The sequence below is a fragment of the Microbacterium sp. UBA7513 genome (genome assembly GCF_002478345.1).
Taxonomy (GTDB): domain Bacteria; phylum Actinomycetota; class Actinomycetes; order Actinomycetales; family Microbacteriaceae; genus Microbacterium.
Window position 1 is genome coordinate 171,064 of the sequence record NZ_DLNJ01000002.1, and the last position, 17,765, is coordinate 188,828.

The window sequence follows — 17,765 nt, forward strand, 5'->3', positions numbered from 1 at the left end:
CCATGACGAGGACGACATGACAGACACCGAAGGGCGCACCGCGCCTCCCACGCCTCGGCAGCGCCAGGCCGCGAAGATCGCCGAGGCGGCCTCCCGACCGATCGGGTGGATGCTGCTCAAGATCCTGTTGCTGGCGATCGTGGACGCGATCGCCGTCTACGCCGTGTTCGTGCTGCTCGTGCAGCACGAGTGGCTGGTCCTCGGCCTCGTCGTCGCGGTGACGGTCGTCGTCAACTACATCTACTTCTCCCGCAAGCGCATCGCGGCGAAGTACCTCACCCCCGGCATCATCTTCCTGGTCCTGTTCCAGGTCTTCACGCTCCTCTACACGGGCTACATCGGCTTCACGAACTACGGCACCGGCCACAACGGGAGCAAGGAGCAGGCGATCTCGTCGCTGCTCGCCTCCGCGCAGGAGCGCGTGGAGGACTCTCCGACGTACCCCGTCACGGTGGTCGAGCAGTTCGGCACCTACGGCCTCCTCGTCACGGATCCGGAGGATGGCGATGCGCTCCTCGGCACGGCGGAGCAGCCTCTCGCCGCGGTCGACGCGGAGTTCGAAGGCGGCAAGGCCGTCGCCGTGGACGGGTGGACCACGCTTCCGCTCGCCACCGTCTTCACCCTGTCGGAGGAGCTGGAGCAGCTCTCGGTCCCGTTCAGCGACGACCCCAACGATGGCAGCCTCCGTGCGCCCGATGGGCAGAACGGCTACCTCTACGTCTCGACGCTGACCTACGACGCCGCTGCCGACACGATCACGGACACCGCGACCGGCACCGTCTACAGCGACACCGGTGACGGTGCGTTCACCGCGGAGGACGGCGAGCAGCTGCTGCCCGGCTGGCAGACCACGGTCGGCTTCGACAACTTCGTCCGCGCGGTGACCGACGAGTCCATCCGCGGCCCGCTCATCTCCGTCACCGTCTGGACCTTCGTGTTCGCGCTGGTGTCCGTCGCGACGACCTTCTTCCTCGGCCTGCTGCTCGCGCTCGTCTTCAACAACACGCGGATGCGCTTCCGCAACGGCTACCGGATCATCCTCATCCTCCCGTACGCCTTCCCGGCGTTCCTCTCCGCGCTCGTCTGGGCCGGGATGATGAACGAGAGCTTCGGGTTCATCAACCAGGTGCTGTTCGGTGGCGCGGCCATCCCGTGGCTCACCGATCCGGTGCTGGCGAAGGTGTCCGTGCTGCTGGTGAACCTCTGGCTCGGCTTCCCGTACATGTTCCTCGTCTGCATGGGCGCGCTGCAGGGCATCCCGGACGACGTGAACGAGGCCGCCGTCATGGACGGCGCGAACGCGTGGCAGATCTTCCGCCGGATCAAGCTGCCGCTGCTGCTGGTGACCGTGGCACCGCTGCTGATCTCGTCGTTCGCGTTCAACTTCAACAACTTCAACCTGATCTACATGCTCACCAAGGGCGGCCCGCGCTTCAGCGATGTGTCGATCCCCGTCGGCCACACCGACATCCTCATCTCGATGGTCTACAAGGTGGCCTTCACCGGACAGACCCGCGACTACGGGCTCGCCTCCGCCTTCACGATCCTGATCTTCGTCGTGGTCGCGACGATCTCGATCATCAGCTTCCGCAAGACCAAGGCCCTCGAGGAGCTGAACTGACATGAGCACCGTCCCAAGCACCGCCACCGCCCCGCGCACCGCTCCGCCGCGTCGTTCGTTCGGCGCCTGGTTCGCCGACACCGGATGGCGTCACCTCGTCGCCATCGTGGTGAGCGCCTTCGCCCTCTTCCCGCTCCTGTACGTTGTGTCGGCTTCCCTCAATCCGAACGGCACGCTCACCGGGTCGAACCAGCTCTTCTCGGCCATCGGGATCGACAGCTACGTGCGCATCCTCAGCGACCCGCAGAATCCGTACGGGACGTGGTTCCTGAACACCCTGCTCATCGCGGTCGTGACGGGCGCGGTCACCGTCTTCATCGGAGCCTGCGCGGCATATGCCTTCTCCCGCATGCGGTTCGCGGGCCGCCGCGTGGGGCTCGTCACCATCGTCGTGGTGCAGATGTTCCCGCAGCTCCTCGCGGTCGTCGCGATCTTCCTGCTGATGTCGACGCTGGGGGACTGGTTCCCGGCGATCGGGCTCAACACGCACACCGGGCTGATCCTCGTCTATCTCGGTGGCGCGCTCGGCGTGAACACCTACCTCATGTACGGCTTCTTCAACACGATCCCGAAGGAGATCGACGAGGCCGCCCGCATCGACGGCGCCGGGCACGCGCGGATCTTCTTCACGATCATCCTGCGCCTGGTCGCCCCGATCCTCGCGGTCGTCGGCCTGCTCTCCTTCATCGGCACGGTGAACGAATACGTGATCGCCAGCGTCATGCTCGTCGACGTGGATCAGCAGACCCTCGTCGTCGGTCTGACCAAGCTCGTGGCGAACCCCCGCTACGCCGACTGGTCGGCCTTCTCCGCCGGCGCGGTCATGGCCGCGATCCCGGTCATGGTGCTGTTCCTCTTCCTGCAGAAGTACATCGTCGGCGGTCTGACCGCCGGAGCGACCAAGGGCTGATCGAAGAACCGCTCCCCGCTATCCTGCGTCACATGCTACCTTGTGAGGCATGACAGCGGACGTCGGTGCGCAGATGCGCAAGGGGGTGGTCGAGTACTGCGTACTCGGCCTGCTCTCGCGCGAGCCCATGTACGGCTGGCAGCTGTCGGATGCACTCACCGGCGCCGGGCTGATCGCCAGCATCGGCACGCTGTATCCGCTCCTCGGGCGGTTGCGCGACAACGGCTGGGTGACGACGTTCGACCGGCCGTCGGAGAGCGGTCCGGTGCGCAAGTACTACCGGCTCACGGATGCCGGTATCGATCAGCTCGCGCGCTTCCGGGCGCAGTGGGCGCCGTTCGCCCGTGCCGTCACGGGCATGGTGGGGGAAGGATGACCATGACCGAGAAGACCGCAGCCGAGCTGCGTGACGACTACCTGGCCCGGCTGGACGCGGCGATGGGCGGACTTCCGCACGGCGTCGCGTCCGAGATCCGCGGCGGGATCGCAGAGGAGCTCGACGGGCTCGACGCGGTCGCGACCGCGGAGCGGATCGACCGCCTCGGAGACCCGCGGGGGATCGCGCGTGAGGCGGAGGACGAGGTGCCGACGGCACCGCCCGTCGTATTCCCTGCGCCCACTCCCGCTCCGTCGGCACCGCGAACGCCGACGACCGCGACGCGGGGCTTCGCGATCGCGGCCGCGCTCACGCTGAGCTTCGGCGGGATCGTGGTGCCGATCGTCGGCTGGTTCGTGGGAGCGGTGCTCGTGAGCCTGAGCGCGACGTGGCGGACCTGGGAGAAGGCCGTCGCGATCCTGGTGCCCTTCGTCGCCACCGGTCTGTCCTTCCTGATCACCTCGACCATGACCGGCTTCTCCACCGGATCGGCGTCCGGCAGCTCGACCGGCGGCGAGACGATGCCGGAGGTGGTGAACCCGCTCGTGCCCTCTTTCGGGGAGTGGCACCTGCTCCTGCTGCTGGGGTTCCTGCTGGTCCCGGCTTCCGGGCTCTGGCTGCTGTGGCGGATGCGCGGTCGCGGCGTCCGCTGACCGAGGCCGCCGCGTCGCGGCGTTGCTCACGGCCTGCGCGGGGGCTCGGGCCTACGGTGGGACCATGGCACGGGTGGGTGGTCGGAACCTCGGGATGAGCTGGTTCGCCGGGATCGTGTGCGCGGGCATCGTCGCCGGGCTCGTCTGGCTCTCGCTGCCGATGGTGCCGATCCTCGCGCAGTTCGCCGGGGATGCGCTTCGCAACACCTTCCCGTGAACGGCGTGGACCCGCGGAAGCACGCGTATGGCGACACGTCGGCACGCCTAAGGAAGCGTCGGGAGCCGCGGCGGTAATCTCACACTGCACATCCCCGATGAGAGGCGCACCCCATGAGTGATCCCGAGGCTCGTCAGCCCGAGAAGTCGAACGACGTCGACGACGTCGTCGGCAGCGCGAACGCCGGTCTCGACGCCGCGGCGATGGCCCGTGGAGATGTCCCCGGCCACGCCGACGACGCCCGTGCGGATGATTCCCGCGCCGCAGAGGCCACCGCGGCCTCCTCCGAGCCTGCGGCCGACCAGTCCGCGACGCGGCAGGAGCCCGCCGTCGACCCCGATCTCGCCGCCTTCGAGGCCGCCGAGCGAGACCACCCCGGCACCTTCAGCTCCGCCGCCCCGACGCCCTCGCGCACCGACGGCGACCGCTTCGACGCCGACCGCCGTGACGCGGACCTCCGCGACGCCGACCGCCGCGATGCGACCCCCGAGACCTCGCTGTACGCGACGCCGGAGACCTCGCTGTACTCCACGCCGAGCAGTCACGCGCACGAGGAGTCGGCCATGGCCGGCGCGGCCTACGCATCGCACGCCGACGACACCGACACCCGGATCGTGCCGTCCGAACCGCTCACGAACGGCGCGGCCGCCGCACCGCAGCAGCCGCAGCCGATCTTCGTGCAGGCACCGGAGCCGCCGCGCGAGCGCGGCAACCGCGGCACCGCCGGGGCCATCGGTCTGCTCGCCACCGTCGCCTTCGCGCTGCTCTACCTCGCCACCACGCTCGGCCTCGGCGCCCTGGCCGGCGACGTGAACGGGGAGAACATCGGCGAGGCGCTCGTCGCCCCGCTCCTCACGTGGGGGTTCTGGACCCCGGTGGTCGTGTTCTTCCTCGGCTTCTGGCTCCTGGGAGCCATCATCAACCGCGGCCGCTGGGGCCTGTGGGTGGTGTTCGGCATCGTGGTCGGGCTGATCGCCTACGCCGGACACATCCTGGGCCAGCTCTTCGAGGCGCCCTTCTGGAAGCTCACCGCGTCGCAGGGTCTCGAACTCGCGGGCGAGCAGCTGCTCGCCCCGCTGGCCATCGCGGCCTTCGTCTTCGCTCGCGAGCTCACCATCTGGTTCGGTGCCTGGGTGGCCCGCAGCGGTGCCCGCAAGACCGAGCTGAACGAGGAGGCGCAGCGCGAGTACGAGCGCACCCTCGAGGCCGGTCCCACCCTGTCGAGGTAATCACGAACACCACCACGCCGAACCCCCGCGGGCCCGAGTCCGCGGGGGTTTCGGCTGTCCTGGCGGCGGTGATGGCGACCATCGCCTTCTTCGCCCTCGCCGTCTTCGGTCTCGGCGCCCTGAGCGTCGCCACCGACCGCGACATCATCGACGTCCCGGGCCTGGGGCAGATCCCTGGAGTGTCCGGCATGGTCATGGCCGTCATCGTGTTCGCCCTCTCGCTGTGGGCGACGGTGCGGCGGGGACACGCCTCCTTCGGCTCCGCTCCCGTGATCGCGCTGCTCACGGCCCTCGTGCACGTGGTCACCGTCTGGATCGCCGTGCTCGTCGCGACGAGCGATGTGGTCGTGGCCACGGCCGTCGCCGGAGATCTCGTCCGCGGCGGCGCGAGCCTCGTGCTCCTCGCCGCCGCAGCGGTGGCCGCCTGGGGCGGGATAGCCCTCCGCCGAACGAGGTCTGCACGGCCGAGATGGCCGTGGGAGCGCGACGAGGGGGAGTGACACCCCGCAAATCCGCGCCGTGAGCGGCGACGCGCCGTACGCTGGTGGGGTGGAGCGCTCGTTGGAGACGCAGGTCGACCAGGCCGTCGAGGCCTGGTTGCGCTGGGTGCCGCGCTGGGAGCCGGCGACCCACCGCGGAAGGACTGCGCCGTGCCGACGCTGTCTCGGCTCGCCCGTCCTCGCCGCCGCAGGCATCGCGGGCACCACGCCGCACGGCGTCCAGCATGGGCTGTCGACGCGCATCAAGACGATCGTCGACCACGCGGTCGCGGAGTACACCGCGCGGAACCTCCCGACCCTGCAGCGCGAGCTCGATCAGCAGGCCGCGCGCAACCGCGCCCGCAGCTACCGACCGACGGAGGAGCTCGACCCCGAGTTCGAGGGCCTGCCCCTGGATCCGGAGCCCGTACCCGGCGCCCCCTTCCTCTTCACGATCGCCGGTCTCGCTGACGACTCCGCCGCCGAGTTGCCGCCGCTGCCCCCGCTGTCGGACGAGGCGAAGACCGCGCTGCGGCAGGAAGTCGCCTTGGCGGATGAGTACGCGAACCTCGTCGGGCGCGAGATCTGCGGGATCCTGCTCCGACACCGGATCACCATCCAGGCGGCGGTGTCGCGACATGTCGAGCCGCAGATCGAGGCGCTTCTCGCCGAGCTCACGGAGTCGCTGGACTCGCCGTTCGACCCCGACATCCCCTGACTTCGGGCGGCGCGGGGGAGTGCGACCGTCATTTGACCGTCAGGTTACGCGGCATTACACTTGATCAGGTGTGTGCACGTCCTGACGTGCGCGCTGGGCGTCGGCACCTCGCCGGTCCGCCCCCACGGCATACCCACCACACCAAAAGCTCGTCGGTTCCGGCGTGCCGGTGGGTCATGATGTGAAACCCATCACGCTGTCACCGTGCAGCACTATGAGGAGAGAACGTGCCAACCATTCAGCAGTTGGTTCGCAAGGGTCGCTCGCCCAAGGTCACCAAGACCAAGGCGCCCGCGCTCAAGGCGAACCCGCAGCAGGCCGGGGTCTGCACCCGCGTCTACACCACCACCCCGAAGAAGCCGAACTCGGCGATGCGCAAGGTCGCTCGTGTGAAGCTCCGCAACGGGACCGAGGTCACCGCGTACATCCCCGGTGAGGGCCACAACCTGCAGGAGCACTCCCTGGTGCTCGTCCGCGGCGGTCGTGTGAAGGACCTCCCCGGTGTGCGTTACAAGATCGTCCGTGGCGCTCTGGACACCCAGGCCGTCAAGAACCGTAAGCAGGCTCGTTCCCGCTACGGCGCGAAGAAGGGTTGAGTTAGATGCCTCGTAAGGGTCCCGCCCCCAAGCGCCCCGTCGTCAACGACCCGGTCTACGGCGCTCCGATCGTCACCTCGCTGGTGAACAAGATCCTCGTCGACGGCAAGAAGTCGCTGGCCGAGTCGATCGTCTACGGCGCCCTCCGCGGCGTCGAGGCGAAGAACGGCCAGGACGCCGTCGCCACCCTGAAGAAGGCGCTCGACAACGTGCGCCCCACGCTCGAGGTCCGCAGCCGCCGCGTCGGTGGCTCGACCTACCAGGTTCCGGTCGAGGTCAAGCCGCACCGCGCGAACACCCTCGCGCTGCGCTGGCTCGTGAGCTACGCCAAGGGTCGTCGTGAGAAGACGATGACCGAGCGTCTCCAGAACGAGATCCTGGACGCGTCGAACGGCCTGGGTGCCGCGGTCAAGCGCCGCGAGGACACCCACAAGATGGCCGAGTCGAACCGCGCGTTCGCTCACTACCGCTGGTAAACAGCTTCGCCCGCCCTTCGGCCACTCGCCGAGGGGCGGGCACCCCCTCTTCGCAGTACACCTGCTCCAAAAGATAAGGACACTCCTGTGGCACAAGACGTGCTCACGGACCTGAGCAAGGTCCGCAACATCGGCATCATGGCGCACATCGATGCCGGCAAGACCACGACGACCGAGCGCATCCTGTTCTACACGGGCGTCAACCACAAGCTCGGCGAGACGCACGACGGTGCGTCGACCACCGACTGGATGGAGCAGGAGAAGGAGCGCGGCATCACGATCACGTCTGCCGCCGTGACCTGCTTCTGGAACAAGAACCAGATCAACATCATCGACACCCCCGGTCACGTGGACTTCACGGTCGAGGTGGAGCGCTCGCTCCGCGTCCTCGACGGTGCGGTCGCCGTGTTCGACGGCAAGGAGGGCGTCGAGCCCCAGTCCGAGACCGTGTGGCGTCAGGCCGACAAGTACAACGTTCCCCGCATCTGCTTCGTCAACAAGATGGACAAGCTCGGCGCAGACTTCTACTTCACGGTCGACACGATCATCAACCGCCTCGGCGCCAAGCCGCTGGTGCTGCAGCTCCCGATCGGTGCCGAGAACGACTTCGTCGGCGTCATCGACCTCGTCGAGATGCGCGCTCTGGTGTGGCCCGGCGACGCCAAGGGTGACGTGACCATGGGCGCCTCCTACGAGGTGCAGGAGATCCCGGCCGACCTCAAGGACAAGGCCGAGGACTACCGCCAGCAGCTGCTGGAGACGGTCGCCGAGACCGACGAGGAGCTTCTCGAGAAGTTCTTCGGCGGCGAGGAGCTCACCGTCGCGGAGATCAAGGGCGCCATCCGCAAGATGGTCGTCGCCAGCGAGATCTACCCGGTCCTCTGCGGCTCCGCCTTCAAGAACCGCGGTGTGCAGCCGATGCTGGACGCCGTCGTCGACTACCTCCCGTCCCCGCTGGACGTGCCTGCCATCGAGGCGCACGACCCGAAGGACGAGGAGAAGATCATCGAGCGTCACCCCGACGCGAAGGACCCGTTCGCGGCCCTGGCCTTCAAGGTCGCCGTGCACCCGTTCTTCGGTCGTCTGACGTACGTGCGCGTCTACTCGGGCGAGCTCGAGTCGGGTGCGCAGGTCATCAACTCGACCAAGGGCAAGAAGGAGCGCATCGGGAAGATCTTCCAGATGCACGCCAACAAGGAGAACCCGGTCGACAAGCTGACCGCCGGCAACATCTACGCCGTCATCGGTCTGAAGGACACCACCACCGGTGACACCCTCGCCGACATCGCGCAGCCGGTCGTCCTCGAGTCGATGACGTTCCCGGAGCCGGTGATCGAGGTCGCCATCGAGCCGAAGACCAAGGCCGACCAGGAGAAGCTGGGTCTCGCGATCCAGAAGCTCGCTGAGGAGGACCCGACCTTCCGCACGGAGCTCAACCCGGAGACCGGTCAGACGACCATCAAGGGCATGGGTGAGCTGCACCTCGACATCCTCGTCGACCGCATGAAGCGCGAGTTCCGCGTCGAGGCGAACGTCGGCAAGCCGCAGGTCGCGTACCGCGAGACGATCCGCAAGGCCGTCGAGAAGCACGACTACACGCACAAGAAGCAGACCGGTGGATCGGGCCAGTTCGCCAAGATCCAGTTCAACATCGAGCCGCTCGAGCTCGACGGCGAGAAGACGTACGAGTTCGTGAACGCGGTCACCGGTGGCCGCATCCCGCGCGAGTACATCGGCTCGATCGACGCCGGTTTCCAGGACGCCATGAACGTCGGTGTCCTCGCGGGCTACCCGATGGTGGGCGTCAAGGCGACCATCGTCGACGGTGCAGCGCACGACGTCGACTCCTCGGAGATGGCGTTCAAGATCGCGGGCTCCATGGGCTTCAAGGAGGCCGCGCGTCGTGCCAACCCCGTGCTGCTCGAGCCGCTGATGGCCGTCGAGGTCCGTACTCCGGAGGAGTACATGGGCGACGTCATCGGCGACCTGAACTCGCGTCGTGGCCAGATCCAGTCGATGGAGGACGCCGCCGGCGTCAAGGTCGTGCGTGCCGCGGTGCCGCTGTCCGAGATGTTCGGCTACATCGGCGACCTGCGCTCGAAGACCTCGGGCCGTGCCGTCTACTCCATGGAGTTCGACAGCTACGCCGAGGTCCCGCGCGCGGTGGCCGACGAGATCGTCCAGAAGGCCAAGGGCGAGTAATCGCTCTTCTGGGAGCCCTGGGTGCTGAGCCAGTCGAAGCACCCGGGGTTCCCAGGTCACCTACAACTTCACATTCCCTCTCTACTAAACTGAGAACCTAACCCGTAGAGAACCGGTCGCAAACCAGTGCCCGGCACCTCTACAACGACGTCCTGAGGAGGACCCAGTGGCTAAGGCCAAGTTCGAGCGGACCAAGCCGCACGTCAACATCGGAACGATCGGTCACGTCGACCACGGCAAGACCACGCTCTCCGCAGCGATCTCGAAGGTGCTTGCTGACAAGTACCCGTCCGACACGAACGTGCAGCGCGACTTCGCTTCCATCGACTCGGCGCCGGAAGAGCGCCAGCGCGGTATCACGATCAACATCTCGCACATCGAGTACGAGACCCCGAAGCGCCACTACGCCCACGTTGACGCCCCCGGCCACGCCGACTACGTCAAGAACATGATCACGGGTGCGGCGCAGATGGACGGCGCGATCCTCGTCGTCGCGGCCACCGACGGCCCGATGGCGCAGACGCGCGAGCACGTTCTGCTCGCCAAGCAGGTCGGCGTCCCCTACCTGCTCGTCGCGCTGAACAAGTCCGACGCGGTCGACGACGAGGAGATCCTGGAGCTCGTCGAGCTCGAGGTTCGCGAGCTGCTCTCGAGCCAGGGCTTCGACGGCGACAACGCTCCCGTCGTTCGCGTCTCCGCTCTCAAGGCCCTCGAGGGCGACGAGAAGTGGGTCGACGCGATCCTCGAGCTCATGCAGGCTGTCGACGACAGCGTTCCGGACCCGGAGCGTGACCGTGACAAGCCGTTCCTCATGCCCGTCGAGGACGTCTTCACGATCACCGGTCGTGGCACCGTCGTCACGGGTCGTGCCGAGCGTGGCACCCTGGCCATCAACTCCGAGGTCGAGATCGTGGGTCTGCGCCCGACGCAGAAGACGACCGTCACCGGTATCGAGATGTTCCACAAGCAGCTCGACGAGGCATGGGCCGGCGAGAACTGTGGTCTGCTCCTCCGCGGCACCAAGCGCGAGGACGTGGAGCGCGGCCAGGTCATCGTGAAGCCGGGTTCGGTCACGCCGCACACCAACTTCGAGGGCACGGCCTACATCCTGTCCAAGGACGAGGGTGGCCGCCACAACCCCTTCTACACGAACTACCGTCCGCAGTTCTACTTCCGCACCACGGACGTCACCGGCGTCATCTCGCTGCCCGAGGGCACCGAGATGGTCATGCCCGGCGACACCACCGACATGACGGTCGAGCTGATCCAGCCGATCGCCATGGAGGAGGGCCTCGGCTTCGCCATCCGTGAGGGTGGTCGTACGGTCGGCGCCGGTACGGTGACGAAGATCATCAAGTAAGCAGCCGCTTCCTCGCAGAGGGGTCGAGCCTTCGGGCTCGGCCCCTCTGTCGTTTTCCGGATCGAGGGTTCCGTCGCCCGGTTCCGCCCGGCACAATGAGGTGTCCGGTGCGATCGCCGGGCGCACACACCTCCGAAGGGGATTCACATGGGTATCGAGGACGCCGTCAACAAGGGCAAGGACCTGTACGAGCAGAACAAGGACAAGCTGGCGGAAGCGGTCAAGAGCGAGCAGGCCGAGGACATCAGCGACAAGGTGCTCGACGGCGTCGCCGACTTCGCGAAGAAGATCGCACCCGGCGCCGCCGACAAGATCGACGAGATCCGCGAGAGCGCTGACAAGAGCGTCGGCAACGAATAGAGCCCGACATCTCCGTGGAGAGCGGCGGTCCCGAGAGGGGTCGCCGCTCTTCCGTGTCGAGGGAACGCATCGCGCCCTCGGATGTGGCGGATTCTCGAAGACATCGAGTAGGATCGTCTCGACCGCCTGGGGATCTTGCGGTCGGGGTGCCGAAGGGGTTCGGCTCCCGAATCACGCGGGTTCGTCCGCGTTCACACTGGGGAAAGCGATCTTGGGGATCATCGTGCGACGCGCGCACTCTTTGCGCCTGAGCGTCTCCCCGCCTGCGCGGCGGGTCTTCCGCCGCGCCCTCGGTCGAGGCGTCCGGCGTCCCTTCACGCCGGATTCCTCGCGTTCGGTGTGCCCCCTCGCACCGGACGCCCTCCCCAAGCGGGGCGAGGCATGGGGATGCCTCGCCCCGCGCTCCTCCGCGAGCTGAGGTACCAGGGGAGGAGGCGTTCACGGGGAGTCCGGTGAGCGCGACACGCCCGGGTTTGCAGAAGTGAAATCCGCCGTGGCAGAATAGACAGGTTCGATATTCCGTCGCCGCTGTGCGTGCGCCGGATCACTGCCAGGGCAGTGCATAGACGGCTCCTCCTCCGGGAGGCTGCAGGGTTCTAGGCCGCGGGCAGCAGAACACAATCCCGACACCTTCATCAGCGAGGGCACTGCCGTGCGCGGCGGGCGTCGGGCATCCGTCACCTTCGGGTGTGCGGCTGACAGCAGAACAGTGGTGCAGCCTCTTCGACAGGCTCCCTGACCGCGAGGTCGAGAGCCCGAGAAGACGAGTGCCGAGGCGCGAACAGCGCCGACGTGCGTCCAATGCCCCAAGGCCACCCGGTCTCGGACGGTAAGACGCTTAAAGAGAGAGAGCAGACAATGGCGGGACAGAAGATCCGCATTCGCCTGAAGTCGTATGACCACGAGGTCATCGACACGTCCGCACGCAAGATCGTCGACACCGTGACCCGTGCGGGCGCGACCGTCGTCGGACCCGTGCCCCTTCCGACCGAGAAGAACGTCGTGTGCGTCATCCGGTCGCCCCACAAGTACAAGGACAGCCGCGAGCACTTCGAGATGCGCACCCACAAGCGCCTGATCGACATCGTCGACCCGACGCCCAAGGCTGTCGACTCGCTGATGCGTCTCGACCTTCCGGCCGACGTCAACATCGAGATCAAGCTCTGAGGTCCGCCATGGTTGACATCAACTCCAAGGTTTCCAAGGGCATGCTCGGCACCAAGCTCGGCATGACCCAGGTCTGGAACGAGAACGGCAAGCTCGTTCCCGTCACCGTCATCGAGCTCGCGCCGAACGTGGTCACCCAGATCCGTACCCCCGAGAAGGACGGCTACAACGCCGTGCAGATCGCGTACGGTCAGATCGACCCCCGCAAGGTGAACAAGCCCCTCTCGGCTCACTTCGAGGCTGCCGGCGTCACGCCGCGTCGTCACGTGACCGAGGTCCGCACGGCCGACGCCGCCGACTACACCCTGGGCCAGGAGCTCACGGTGGACGGCACGTTCGAGGCCGGCCAGCTCGTCGACGTCGTCGGCACGAGCAAGGGCAAGGGCACCGCCGGTGTCATGAAGCGCCACAACTTCAAGGGCGTCTCGGCATCGCACGGTGCACACCGCAACCACCGCAAGCCCGGCTCCATCGGCGCATCGTCGACCCCGAGCCGCGTCTTCAAGGGCATGCGCATGGCCGGCCGTATGGGTGGCGAGCGCGTGACCGTCCTCAACCTCACGGTGCACGCCATCGACATCGAGAAGGGACTCATGCTCGTCAAGGGCGCCGTCCCCGGTGCTCGCGGCCGCATCGTCTACGTCCGCAACGCAGTGAAGGGTGCCTGATCATGGCTGACTCCACTCTCGCGCTCGACGTCCTCAAGGCAGACGGCAAGAAGGCAGGCTCCGTCGAGCTTCCCGCCGCGCTGTTCGACGTCAAGACGAACATCCCGCTCATCCACCAGGTCGTCGTCGCGCAGCTCGCGGCGGCTCGCCAGGGCACGCACTCGACCAAGCGTCGTGGCGAGGTCTCGGGCGCCGGCCGCAAGCCCTTCAAGCAGAAGGGCACGGGTAACGCCCGTCAGGGCTCGATCCGCGCGCCGCACATGACCGGCGGTGGCATCGTGCACGGCCCGAAGCCGCGCGACTACTCGCAGCGCACCCCCAAGAAGATGATCGCGGCCGCCCTGCTGGGCGCGCTCAGCGACCGCTTCCGCGGTGACCGTCTGCACGCGATCGACACGTTCGGCACCGACGGCGCGCCGTCGACCAAGGCCGCCGCGGGCTTCCTCGCCCAGGTCGCCACGTCGAAGAACGTCCTCGTGGTCATCGAGCGCGGCGACGAGCTCGCGCTCAAGAGCATCCGCAACCTCGGCCACGTCCACGTGCTGACGTTCGACCAGCTCAACGCCTACGACGTGCTCGTCTCCGACGACATCGTCTTCACCCAGGCCGCGCTCGAGGGCTTCATCGCCTCCAAGTCCGGCGCCAACCAGGAGGTCTCCGCATGAGCGAGCAGGCATCTGTTCTCCAGACGGCCCTGAACAAGGACCCGCGCGACATCATCCTGAAGCCGGTCGTGTCCGAGAAGAGCTACGGCCTGATCGACGAGGGCAAGTACACCTTCCTCGTCGACCCGCGCGCTTCGAAGACCGAGATCAAGCTCGCCATCGAGAAGATCTTCGGCGTCAAGGTCGCGTCCGTCAACACGATCAACCGCGTCGGCAAGGCCCGTCGCACCCGCTTCGGCACCGGTAAGCGCAAGGACACCAAGCGCGCCATCGTGAGCCTGAAGTCGGGCACCATCGACATCTTCACGGCAATCGGCTGATCCGGGGGATAAGGACAATCATGGCTATTCGCAAGTACAAGCCCACGACCCCGGGCCGTCGCGGCTCGTCGGTGGCTGACTTCGCCGAGATCACCCGATCGACGCCGGAGAAGTCGCTGCTGCGCCCGATCTCGAAGACCGGTGGTCGCAACAACCAGGGCCGCATCACGACCCGTCACATCGGTGGTGGCCACAAGCGCCAGTACCGCGTCATCGACTTCCGTCGCAATGACAAGGACGGCGTGAACGCCAAGGTCGCTCACATCGAGTACGACCCCAACCGCACCGCGCGCATCGCGCTGCTGCACTACTTCGACGGCGAGAAGCGCTACATCCTCGCGCCGGCGAAGCTGAAGCAGGGCGACATCGTCGAGTCGGGCCCCGCGGCGGACATCAAGCCGGGAAACAACCTCCCGCTGAAGAACATCCCCACGGGTACCGTCATCCACGCCATCGAGCTCCGCCCCGGCGGCGGCGCGAAGATGGCGCGCTCGGCCGGTGCGTCGGTCCGCCTCGTCGCCAAGGACGGCCCCTACGCCCAGCTGCGTCTGCCCTCCGGCGAGATCCGCAACGTCGATGCGCGCTGCCGCGCGACCATCGGCGAGGTCGGCAACGCCGAGCAGTCGAACATCAACTGGGGCAAGGCCGGCCGCATGCGCTGGAAGGGCGTCCGCCCGACCGTCCGCGGTGTCGCGATGAACCCGGTCGACCACCCGCACGGTGGTGGTGAGGGCAAGACGTCCGGTGGACGTCACCCCGTCTCCCCGTGGGGTCAGGCCGAGGGCCGCACCCGCCACGCCAACAAGGAAAGCGACAAGTACATCGTGCGTCGTCGCAACGCCGGCAAGAAGCGCAAGTAGGAGTAAGAGAAGATGCCTCGCAGTCTCAAGAAGGGCCCCTTCGTCGACGAGCACCTGCTTCGCAAGGTGGTCGTGCAGAACGAAGCCGGCACGAAGAACGTCATCAAGACCTGGTCCCGCCGGTCCATGATCATCCCGGCCATGCTGGGTCACACGATCGCGGTCCACGACGGTCGCAAGCACATCCCCGTGTTTGTCTCCGAGACCATGGTCGGTCACAAGCTGGGCGAGTTCGCGCCCACCCGCACCTTCCGCGGCCACGAGAAGGACGACAAGAAGGGCCGCCGCCGCTGACGCGGTGGCGATAGAGGAGAGAGAAATGGTGGAGTCCATCGCACGCGTGCGACACATCCGCGTGACCCCTCAGAAGGCTCGTCGTGTCGTCGCGCTCATCAAGGGCAAGCAGGCCCAGGAGGCTCTGGCGATCCTGAAGTTCGCTCAGCAGTCCGCCAGTGAGCCGATCTACAAGCTTGTCGCGTCGGCCATGGCCAACGCGCAGGTCAAGGCGGATCGTGACGGCGAGTACCTCGACGAGCAGGACCTGTACGTGAAGAACGCGTACGTGGACGAGGGCACGACGCTCAAGCGTTTCCAGCCCCGTGCACAGGGTCGCGCTTTCCAGATCAAGAAGCGCACGAGCCACATCACGGTCGTGCTCTCGACGCCGGAGGCGGCTCCTGCCGCGGCCGGCGACAGCAACAAGAAGGCGAGCAAGTAATGGGACAGAAGGTCAACCCGTACGGCTTCCGCCTCGGCATCACCACGGACCACGTGTCGCGCTGGTTCTCCGACTCGACGAAGCCGGGTCAGCGTTACGCCGACTACGTGGCCGAGGACATCAAGATCCGTCGCCTGCTGCAGACGCAGCTCGACCGTGCCGGCGTCTCGAACATCGAGATCGAGCGCACCCGTGACCGCGTCCGCGTCGACATCCACACCGCCCGCCCGGGCATCGTGATCGGTCGTCGTGGTGCAGAGGCCGAGCGCATCCGCGGCGACCTCGAGAAGCTCACGGGCAAGCAGATCCAGCTGAACATCCTCGAGGTCAAGAACCCCGAGGCCGACGCTCAGCTGGTCGCCCAGGGCATCGCCGAGCAGCTCTCGGCTCGTGTGGCGTTCCGTCGCGCGATGCGCAAGGGCCTGCAGGGCGCGCAGCGCGCCGGAGCCAAGGGCATCCGCATCCAGGTCTCGGGCCGTCTCGGCGGCGCCGAGATGAGCCGGTCGGAGTTCTACCGCGAGGGTCGTGTGCCGCTGCACACGCTGCGCGCGAACATCGACTACGGCTTCTACGAGGCCAAGACCACCTTCGGCCGCATCGGCGTGAAGGTGTGGATCTACAAGGGCGACCTCACCGCCAAGGAGCTCGCGCGCGAGCAGGCCAACGCGCCGAAGTCGCGCCGTGACGACCGTGGTGACCGCCGCCGTGCCCCGCGCAACGAGGCACCTGTTGCAGAAGGAGCGTCGGCATAATGCTCATCCCCCGTAAGGTCAAGTACCGCAAGCAGCACCACCCGGGGCGCTCGGGTCAGGCCACCGGCGGCACGAAGGTCTCCTTCGGCGAGTTCGGCATCCAGGCCCTCACCCCCGCGTACGTGACGAACCGTCAGATCGAGTCCGCTCGTATCGCGATGACCCGTCACATCAAGCGTGGCGGCAAGGTGTGGATCAACATCTACCCGGACCGTCCGCTCACGAAGAAGCCTGCCGAGACCCGCATGGGTTCCGGTAAGGGTTCCCCCGAGTGGTGGGTCGCCAACGTCAAGCCGGGCCGCGTCCTCTTCGAGGTCGCGGGTGTCGACGAGCAGCTCGCTCGCGAGGCACTGACCCGTGCAATCCACAAGCTGCCGCTCAAGGCACGCATCATCAAGCGCGAGGAGGGCGACGCGTAATGGCGATCGGCACCAAGGAGCTCGCTCCGGCAGAGCTCGACACGTTCGAAGACCAGCGCCTCGTTGAGGAGCTGCGCAAGGCCAAGGAGGAGCTGTTCAACCTCCGTTTCCAGTCGGCCACCGGCCAGCTGGAGAGCCACGGCCGCATCCGCGCCGTCAAGCGCGACATCGCGCGCCTCTACACGGTGATCCGCGAGCGCGAGCTGGGCATCCGTGCGACGCCCGCTCCGGTCGAGGCTCCCGCGAAGAAGGCGACCAAGTCGAAGGCGAAGAAGGCGGACGCCGCCGAGGACGCCCCGAAGGAAGAGGCTGAGTGATGGCCACCAAGAAGGAAGCCGCCGTCGAGGCTGAGCACGCCGCTCACGACGTGCGCGACGCCGACGCCCGCGGGTACCGCAAGGCCCGTCGTGGCTATGTCGTCAGCGACAAGATGGACAAGACGATCGTCGTCGAGGTCGAGGACCGCGTGAAGCACCCGCTTTACGGCAAGGTCATCCGCCGGACGTCGAAGGTCAAGGCGCACGATGAGGCGAACTCCGCCGGCATCGGCGACCTGGTCCTGATCAACGAGACCCGCCCGCTGAGCGCCACCAAGCGCTGGCGTCTGGTGGAGATTCTGGAGAAGGCCAAGTGATTCAGCAGGAGTCCCGTCTCAAGGTCGCCGACAACACCGGCGCCAAGGAGCTGCTCACGATCCGCGTCCTCGGTGGCTCGCGCCGCCGGTACGCCGGTCTGGGCGACACCATCGTCGCGACCGTCAAGGACGCGATCCCCGGAGGCAACGTCAAGAAGGGCGACGTCGTCAAGGCGGTCATCGTCCGCACCAAGAAGGAGACCCGTCGTCCCGACGGCTCCTACATCAAGTTCGACGAGAACGCCGCCGTCATCCTGAAGAACGACGGGGAGCCCCGCGGCACCCGTATCTTCGGGCCGGTCGGCCGTGAGCTTCGCGACAAGAAGTTCATGAAGATCGTCTCGCTGGCACCGGAGGTCATCTGA

At 67.1% G+C, this 17,765-nt stretch carries 25 protein-coding genes; all 25 read left to right on the plus strand.

Annotated elements, in window-relative coordinates:
* Positions 1–16: 16 nt before the first annotated feature.
* The 25 genes from malF (at position 17) to rplN (ending at position 17,765) form a co-directional block, all read left to right on the plus strand.
* The gene (gene malF, locus B2W79_RS00975; RefSeq protein ID WP_292786062.1) at positions 17–1,621 is read left to right on the plus strand and encodes a maltose ABC transporter permease MalF; all 1,605 of its coding nucleotides are present in this window, start codon (positions 17–19) and stop codon (positions 1,619–1,621) included.
* Position 1,622: 1 nt separating this feature from the next.
* Positions 1,623–2,531: a sugar ABC transporter permease gene (locus B2W79_RS00980; RefSeq protein ID WP_292786064.1), complete on the plus strand. Its 909-nt coding sequence runs from the start codon at positions 1,623–1,625 to the stop codon at positions 2,529–2,531.
* A 49-nt stretch (positions 2,532–2,580) separates the two neighbouring features.
* Positions 2,581–2,907: a PadR family transcriptional regulator gene (locus B2W79_RS00985; protein WP_025102416.1), complete on the plus strand. Its 327-nt coding sequence runs from the start codon at positions 2,581–2,583 to the stop codon at positions 2,905–2,907.
* A 2-nt stretch (positions 2,908–2,909) separates the two neighbouring features.
* Positions 2,910–3,560 carry an HAAS signaling domain-containing protein gene (locus B2W79_RS00990; protein ID WP_292786066.1) on the plus strand — a complete coding sequence of 217 codons (651 nt, stop codon included), beginning with the start codon at positions 2,910–2,912 and terminating at the stop codon, positions 3,558–3,560.
* 64 nt (positions 3,561–3,624) lie between these two features.
* Complete coding sequence (locus B2W79_RS00995) at positions 3,625–3,777, plus strand: hypothetical protein (RefSeq protein WP_177173821.1); 153 nt, start codon at positions 3,625–3,627, stop codon at positions 3,775–3,777.
* Between the two features lie 113 nt (positions 3,778–3,890).
* Positions 3,891–5,006: an ABC transporter gene (locus B2W79_RS01000; protein WP_292786070.1), complete on the plus strand. Its 1,116-nt coding sequence runs from the start codon at positions 3,891–3,893 to the stop codon at positions 5,004–5,006.
* Positions 5,007–5,077: 71 nt separating this feature from the next.
* The gene (locus B2W79_RS01005) at positions 5,078–5,506 is read left to right on the plus strand and encodes a hypothetical protein (protein WP_256209433.1); all 429 of its coding nucleotides are present in this window, start codon (positions 5,078–5,080) and stop codon (positions 5,504–5,506) included.
* A gap of 49 nt (positions 5,507–5,555) precedes the next feature.
* A complete protein-coding gene (locus B2W79_RS01010) occupies positions 5,556–6,203 on the plus strand; it encodes a spermidine/putrescine ABC transporter substrate-binding protein (protein WP_292786072.1) in 648 nt (215 codons plus the stop codon).
* Positions 6,204–6,430: 227 nt separating this feature from the next.
* On the plus strand, positions 6,431–6,799 hold the full coding sequence (gene rpsL, locus B2W79_RS01015) for a 30S ribosomal protein S12 (protein ID WP_018187369.1): 369 nt from the start codon (positions 6,431–6,433) through the stop codon (positions 6,797–6,799).
* Positions 6,800–6,804: 5 nt separating this feature from the next.
* Complete coding sequence (rpsG, locus tag B2W79_RS01020; RefSeq protein WP_017201608.1) at positions 6,805–7,275, plus strand: 30S ribosomal protein S7; 471 nt, start codon at positions 6,805–6,807, stop codon at positions 7,273–7,275.
* Positions 7,276–7,362: 87 nt separating this feature from the next.
* Positions 7,363–9,477 carry an elongation factor G gene (gene fusA / locus B2W79_RS01025; protein ID WP_025102411.1) on the plus strand — a complete coding sequence of 705 codons (2,115 nt, stop codon included), beginning with the start codon at positions 7,363–7,365 and terminating at the stop codon, positions 9,475–9,477.
* Positions 9,478–9,643: 166 nt separating this feature from the next.
* Entirely contained in the window at positions 9,644–10,837 is a 1,194-nt protein-coding gene (gene tuf, locus B2W79_RS01030) for an elongation factor Tu (protein ID WP_025102410.1), read from the plus strand.
* A 147-nt stretch (positions 10,838–10,984) separates the two neighbouring features.
* Positions 10,985–11,197: a hypothetical protein gene (locus B2W79_RS01035; protein WP_071328953.1), complete on the plus strand. Its 213-nt coding sequence runs from the start codon at positions 10,985–10,987 to the stop codon at positions 11,195–11,197.
* 858 nt (positions 11,198–12,055) lie between these two features.
* Complete coding sequence (gene rpsJ / locus B2W79_RS01040) at positions 12,056–12,364, plus strand: 30S ribosomal protein S10 (RefSeq protein WP_017201594.1); 309 nt, start codon at positions 12,056–12,058, stop codon at positions 12,362–12,364.
* Positions 12,365–12,372: 8 nt separating this feature from the next.
* Complete coding sequence (rplC, locus tag B2W79_RS01045) at positions 12,373–13,032, plus strand: 50S ribosomal protein L3 (RefSeq protein WP_025102408.1); 660 nt, start codon at positions 12,373–12,375, stop codon at positions 13,030–13,032.
* Positions 13,033–13,034: 2 nt separating this feature from the next.
* Complete coding sequence (gene rplD / locus B2W79_RS01050) at positions 13,035–13,697, plus strand: 50S ribosomal protein L4 (RefSeq protein WP_025102407.1); 663 nt, start codon at positions 13,035–13,037, stop codon at positions 13,695–13,697.
* Positions 13,694–14,017 carry a 50S ribosomal protein L23 gene (rplW, locus tag B2W79_RS01055; RefSeq protein WP_025102406.1) on the plus strand — a complete coding sequence of 108 codons (324 nt, stop codon included), beginning with the start codon at positions 13,694–13,696 and terminating at the stop codon, positions 14,015–14,017. The genes rplD and rplW overlap by 4 nt, the downstream gene beginning before the upstream one ends.
* A 20-nt stretch (positions 14,018–14,037) precedes the next feature.
* Complete coding sequence (rplB, locus tag B2W79_RS01060; RefSeq protein ID WP_025102405.1) at positions 14,038–14,877, plus strand: 50S ribosomal protein L2; 840 nt, start codon at positions 14,038–14,040, stop codon at positions 14,875–14,877.
* 12 nt (positions 14,878–14,889) lie between these two features.
* Positions 14,890–15,171 carry a 30S ribosomal protein S19 gene (rpsS, locus tag B2W79_RS01065; protein WP_017201589.1) on the plus strand — a complete coding sequence of 94 codons (282 nt, stop codon included), beginning with the start codon at positions 14,890–14,892 and terminating at the stop codon, positions 15,169–15,171.
* A 25-nt stretch (positions 15,172–15,196) separates the two neighbouring features.
* A complete protein-coding gene (gene rplV / locus B2W79_RS01070; protein WP_025102404.1) occupies positions 15,197–15,595 on the plus strand; it encodes a 50S ribosomal protein L22 in 399 nt (132 codons plus the stop codon).
* Entirely contained in the window at positions 15,595–16,347 is a 753-nt protein-coding gene (gene rpsC / locus B2W79_RS01075) for a 30S ribosomal protein S3 (protein WP_025102403.1), read from the plus strand. Before rplV ends, rpsC begins: the two co-directional genes overlap by 1 nt.
* Positions 16,347–16,766 (plus strand): 50S ribosomal protein L16, encoded by a 420-nt coding sequence (gene rplP / locus B2W79_RS01080; RefSeq protein WP_025102402.1) that lies wholly within the window; start codon positions 16,347–16,349, stop codon positions 16,764–16,766. Before rpsC ends, rplP begins: the two co-directional genes overlap by 1 nt.
* Entirely contained in the window at positions 16,766–17,083 is a 318-nt protein-coding gene (gene rpmC, locus B2W79_RS01085; protein WP_025102401.1) for a 50S ribosomal protein L29, read from the plus strand. Before rplP ends, rpmC begins: the two co-directional genes overlap by 1 nt.
* Complete coding sequence (gene rpsQ / locus B2W79_RS01090; RefSeq protein WP_025102400.1) at positions 17,083–17,400, plus strand: 30S ribosomal protein S17; 318 nt, start codon at positions 17,083–17,085, stop codon at positions 17,398–17,400. The genes rpmC and rpsQ overlap by 1 nt, the downstream gene beginning before the upstream one ends.
* On the plus strand, positions 17,397–17,765 hold the full coding sequence (gene rplN, locus B2W79_RS01095) for a 50S ribosomal protein L14 (protein WP_025102399.1): 369 nt from the start codon (positions 17,397–17,399) through the stop codon (positions 17,763–17,765). The genes rpsQ and rplN overlap by 4 nt, the downstream gene beginning before the upstream one ends.

Excerpts from the sequence above, each read along its gene's own strand:
- malF (WP_292786062.1), top strand. The coding sequence starts at position 17 with ATGACAGACACCGAAGGGCGCACCGCGCCTCCCACGCCTCGGCAGCGC.
- B2W79_RS00980 (WP_292786064.1), top strand. The coding sequence starts at position 1,623 with ATGAGCACCGTCCCAAGCACCGCCACCGCCCCGCGCACCGCTCCGCCG.
- B2W79_RS00985 (WP_025102416.1), top strand. The coding sequence starts at position 2,581 with ATGACAGCGGACGTCGGTGCGCAGATGCGCAAGGGGGTGGTCGAGTAC.
- B2W79_RS00990 (WP_292786066.1), top strand. The coding sequence starts at position 2,910 with ATGACCGAGAAGACCGCAGCCGAGCTGCGTGACGACTACCTGGCCCGG.
- B2W79_RS00995 (WP_177173821.1), top strand. The coding sequence starts at position 3,625 with ATGGCACGGGTGGGTGGTCGGAACCTCGGGATGAGCTGGTTCGCCGGG.
- B2W79_RS01000 (WP_292786070.1), top strand. The coding sequence starts at position 3,891 with ATGAGTGATCCCGAGGCTCGTCAGCCCGAGAAGTCGAACGACGTCGAC.
- B2W79_RS01005 (WP_256209433.1), top strand. The coding sequence starts at position 5,078 with ATGGCGACCATCGCCTTCTTCGCCCTCGCCGTCTTCGGTCTCGGCGCC.
- rpsG (WP_017201608.1), top strand. The coding sequence starts at position 6,805 with ATGCCTCGTAAGGGTCCCGCCCCCAAGCGCCCCGTCGTCAACGACCCG.
- B2W79_RS01035 (WP_071328953.1), top strand. The coding sequence starts at position 10,985 with ATGGGTATCGAGGACGCCGTCAACAAGGGCAAGGACCTGTACGAGCAG.
- rpsJ (WP_017201594.1), top strand. The coding sequence starts at position 12,056 with ATGGCGGGACAGAAGATCCGCATTCGCCTGAAGTCGTATGACCACGAG.
- rplC (WP_025102408.1), top strand. The coding sequence starts at position 12,373 with ATGGTTGACATCAACTCCAAGGTTTCCAAGGGCATGCTCGGCACCAAG.
- rplD (WP_025102407.1), top strand. The coding sequence starts at position 13,035 with ATGGCTGACTCCACTCTCGCGCTCGACGTCCTCAAGGCAGACGGCAAG.
- rplW (WP_025102406.1), top strand. The coding sequence starts at position 13,694 with ATGAGCGAGCAGGCATCTGTTCTCCAGACGGCCCTGAACAAGGACCCG.
- rplB (WP_025102405.1), top strand. The coding sequence starts at position 14,038 with ATGGCTATTCGCAAGTACAAGCCCACGACCCCGGGCCGTCGCGGCTCG.
- rpsS (WP_017201589.1), top strand. The coding sequence starts at position 14,890 with ATGCCTCGCAGTCTCAAGAAGGGCCCCTTCGTCGACGAGCACCTGCTT.
- rplV (WP_025102404.1), top strand. The coding sequence starts at position 15,197 with ATGGTGGAGTCCATCGCACGCGTGCGACACATCCGCGTGACCCCTCAG.
- rpsC (WP_025102403.1), top strand. The coding sequence starts at position 15,595 with ATGGGACAGAAGGTCAACCCGTACGGCTTCCGCCTCGGCATCACCACG.
- rplP (WP_025102402.1), top strand. The coding sequence starts at position 16,347 with ATGCTCATCCCCCGTAAGGTCAAGTACCGCAAGCAGCACCACCCGGGG.
- rpmC (WP_025102401.1), top strand. The coding sequence starts at position 16,766 with ATGGCGATCGGCACCAAGGAGCTCGCTCCGGCAGAGCTCGACACGTTC.
- rpsQ (WP_025102400.1), top strand. The coding sequence starts at position 17,083 with ATGGCCACCAAGAAGGAAGCCGCCGTCGAGGCTGAGCACGCCGCTCAC.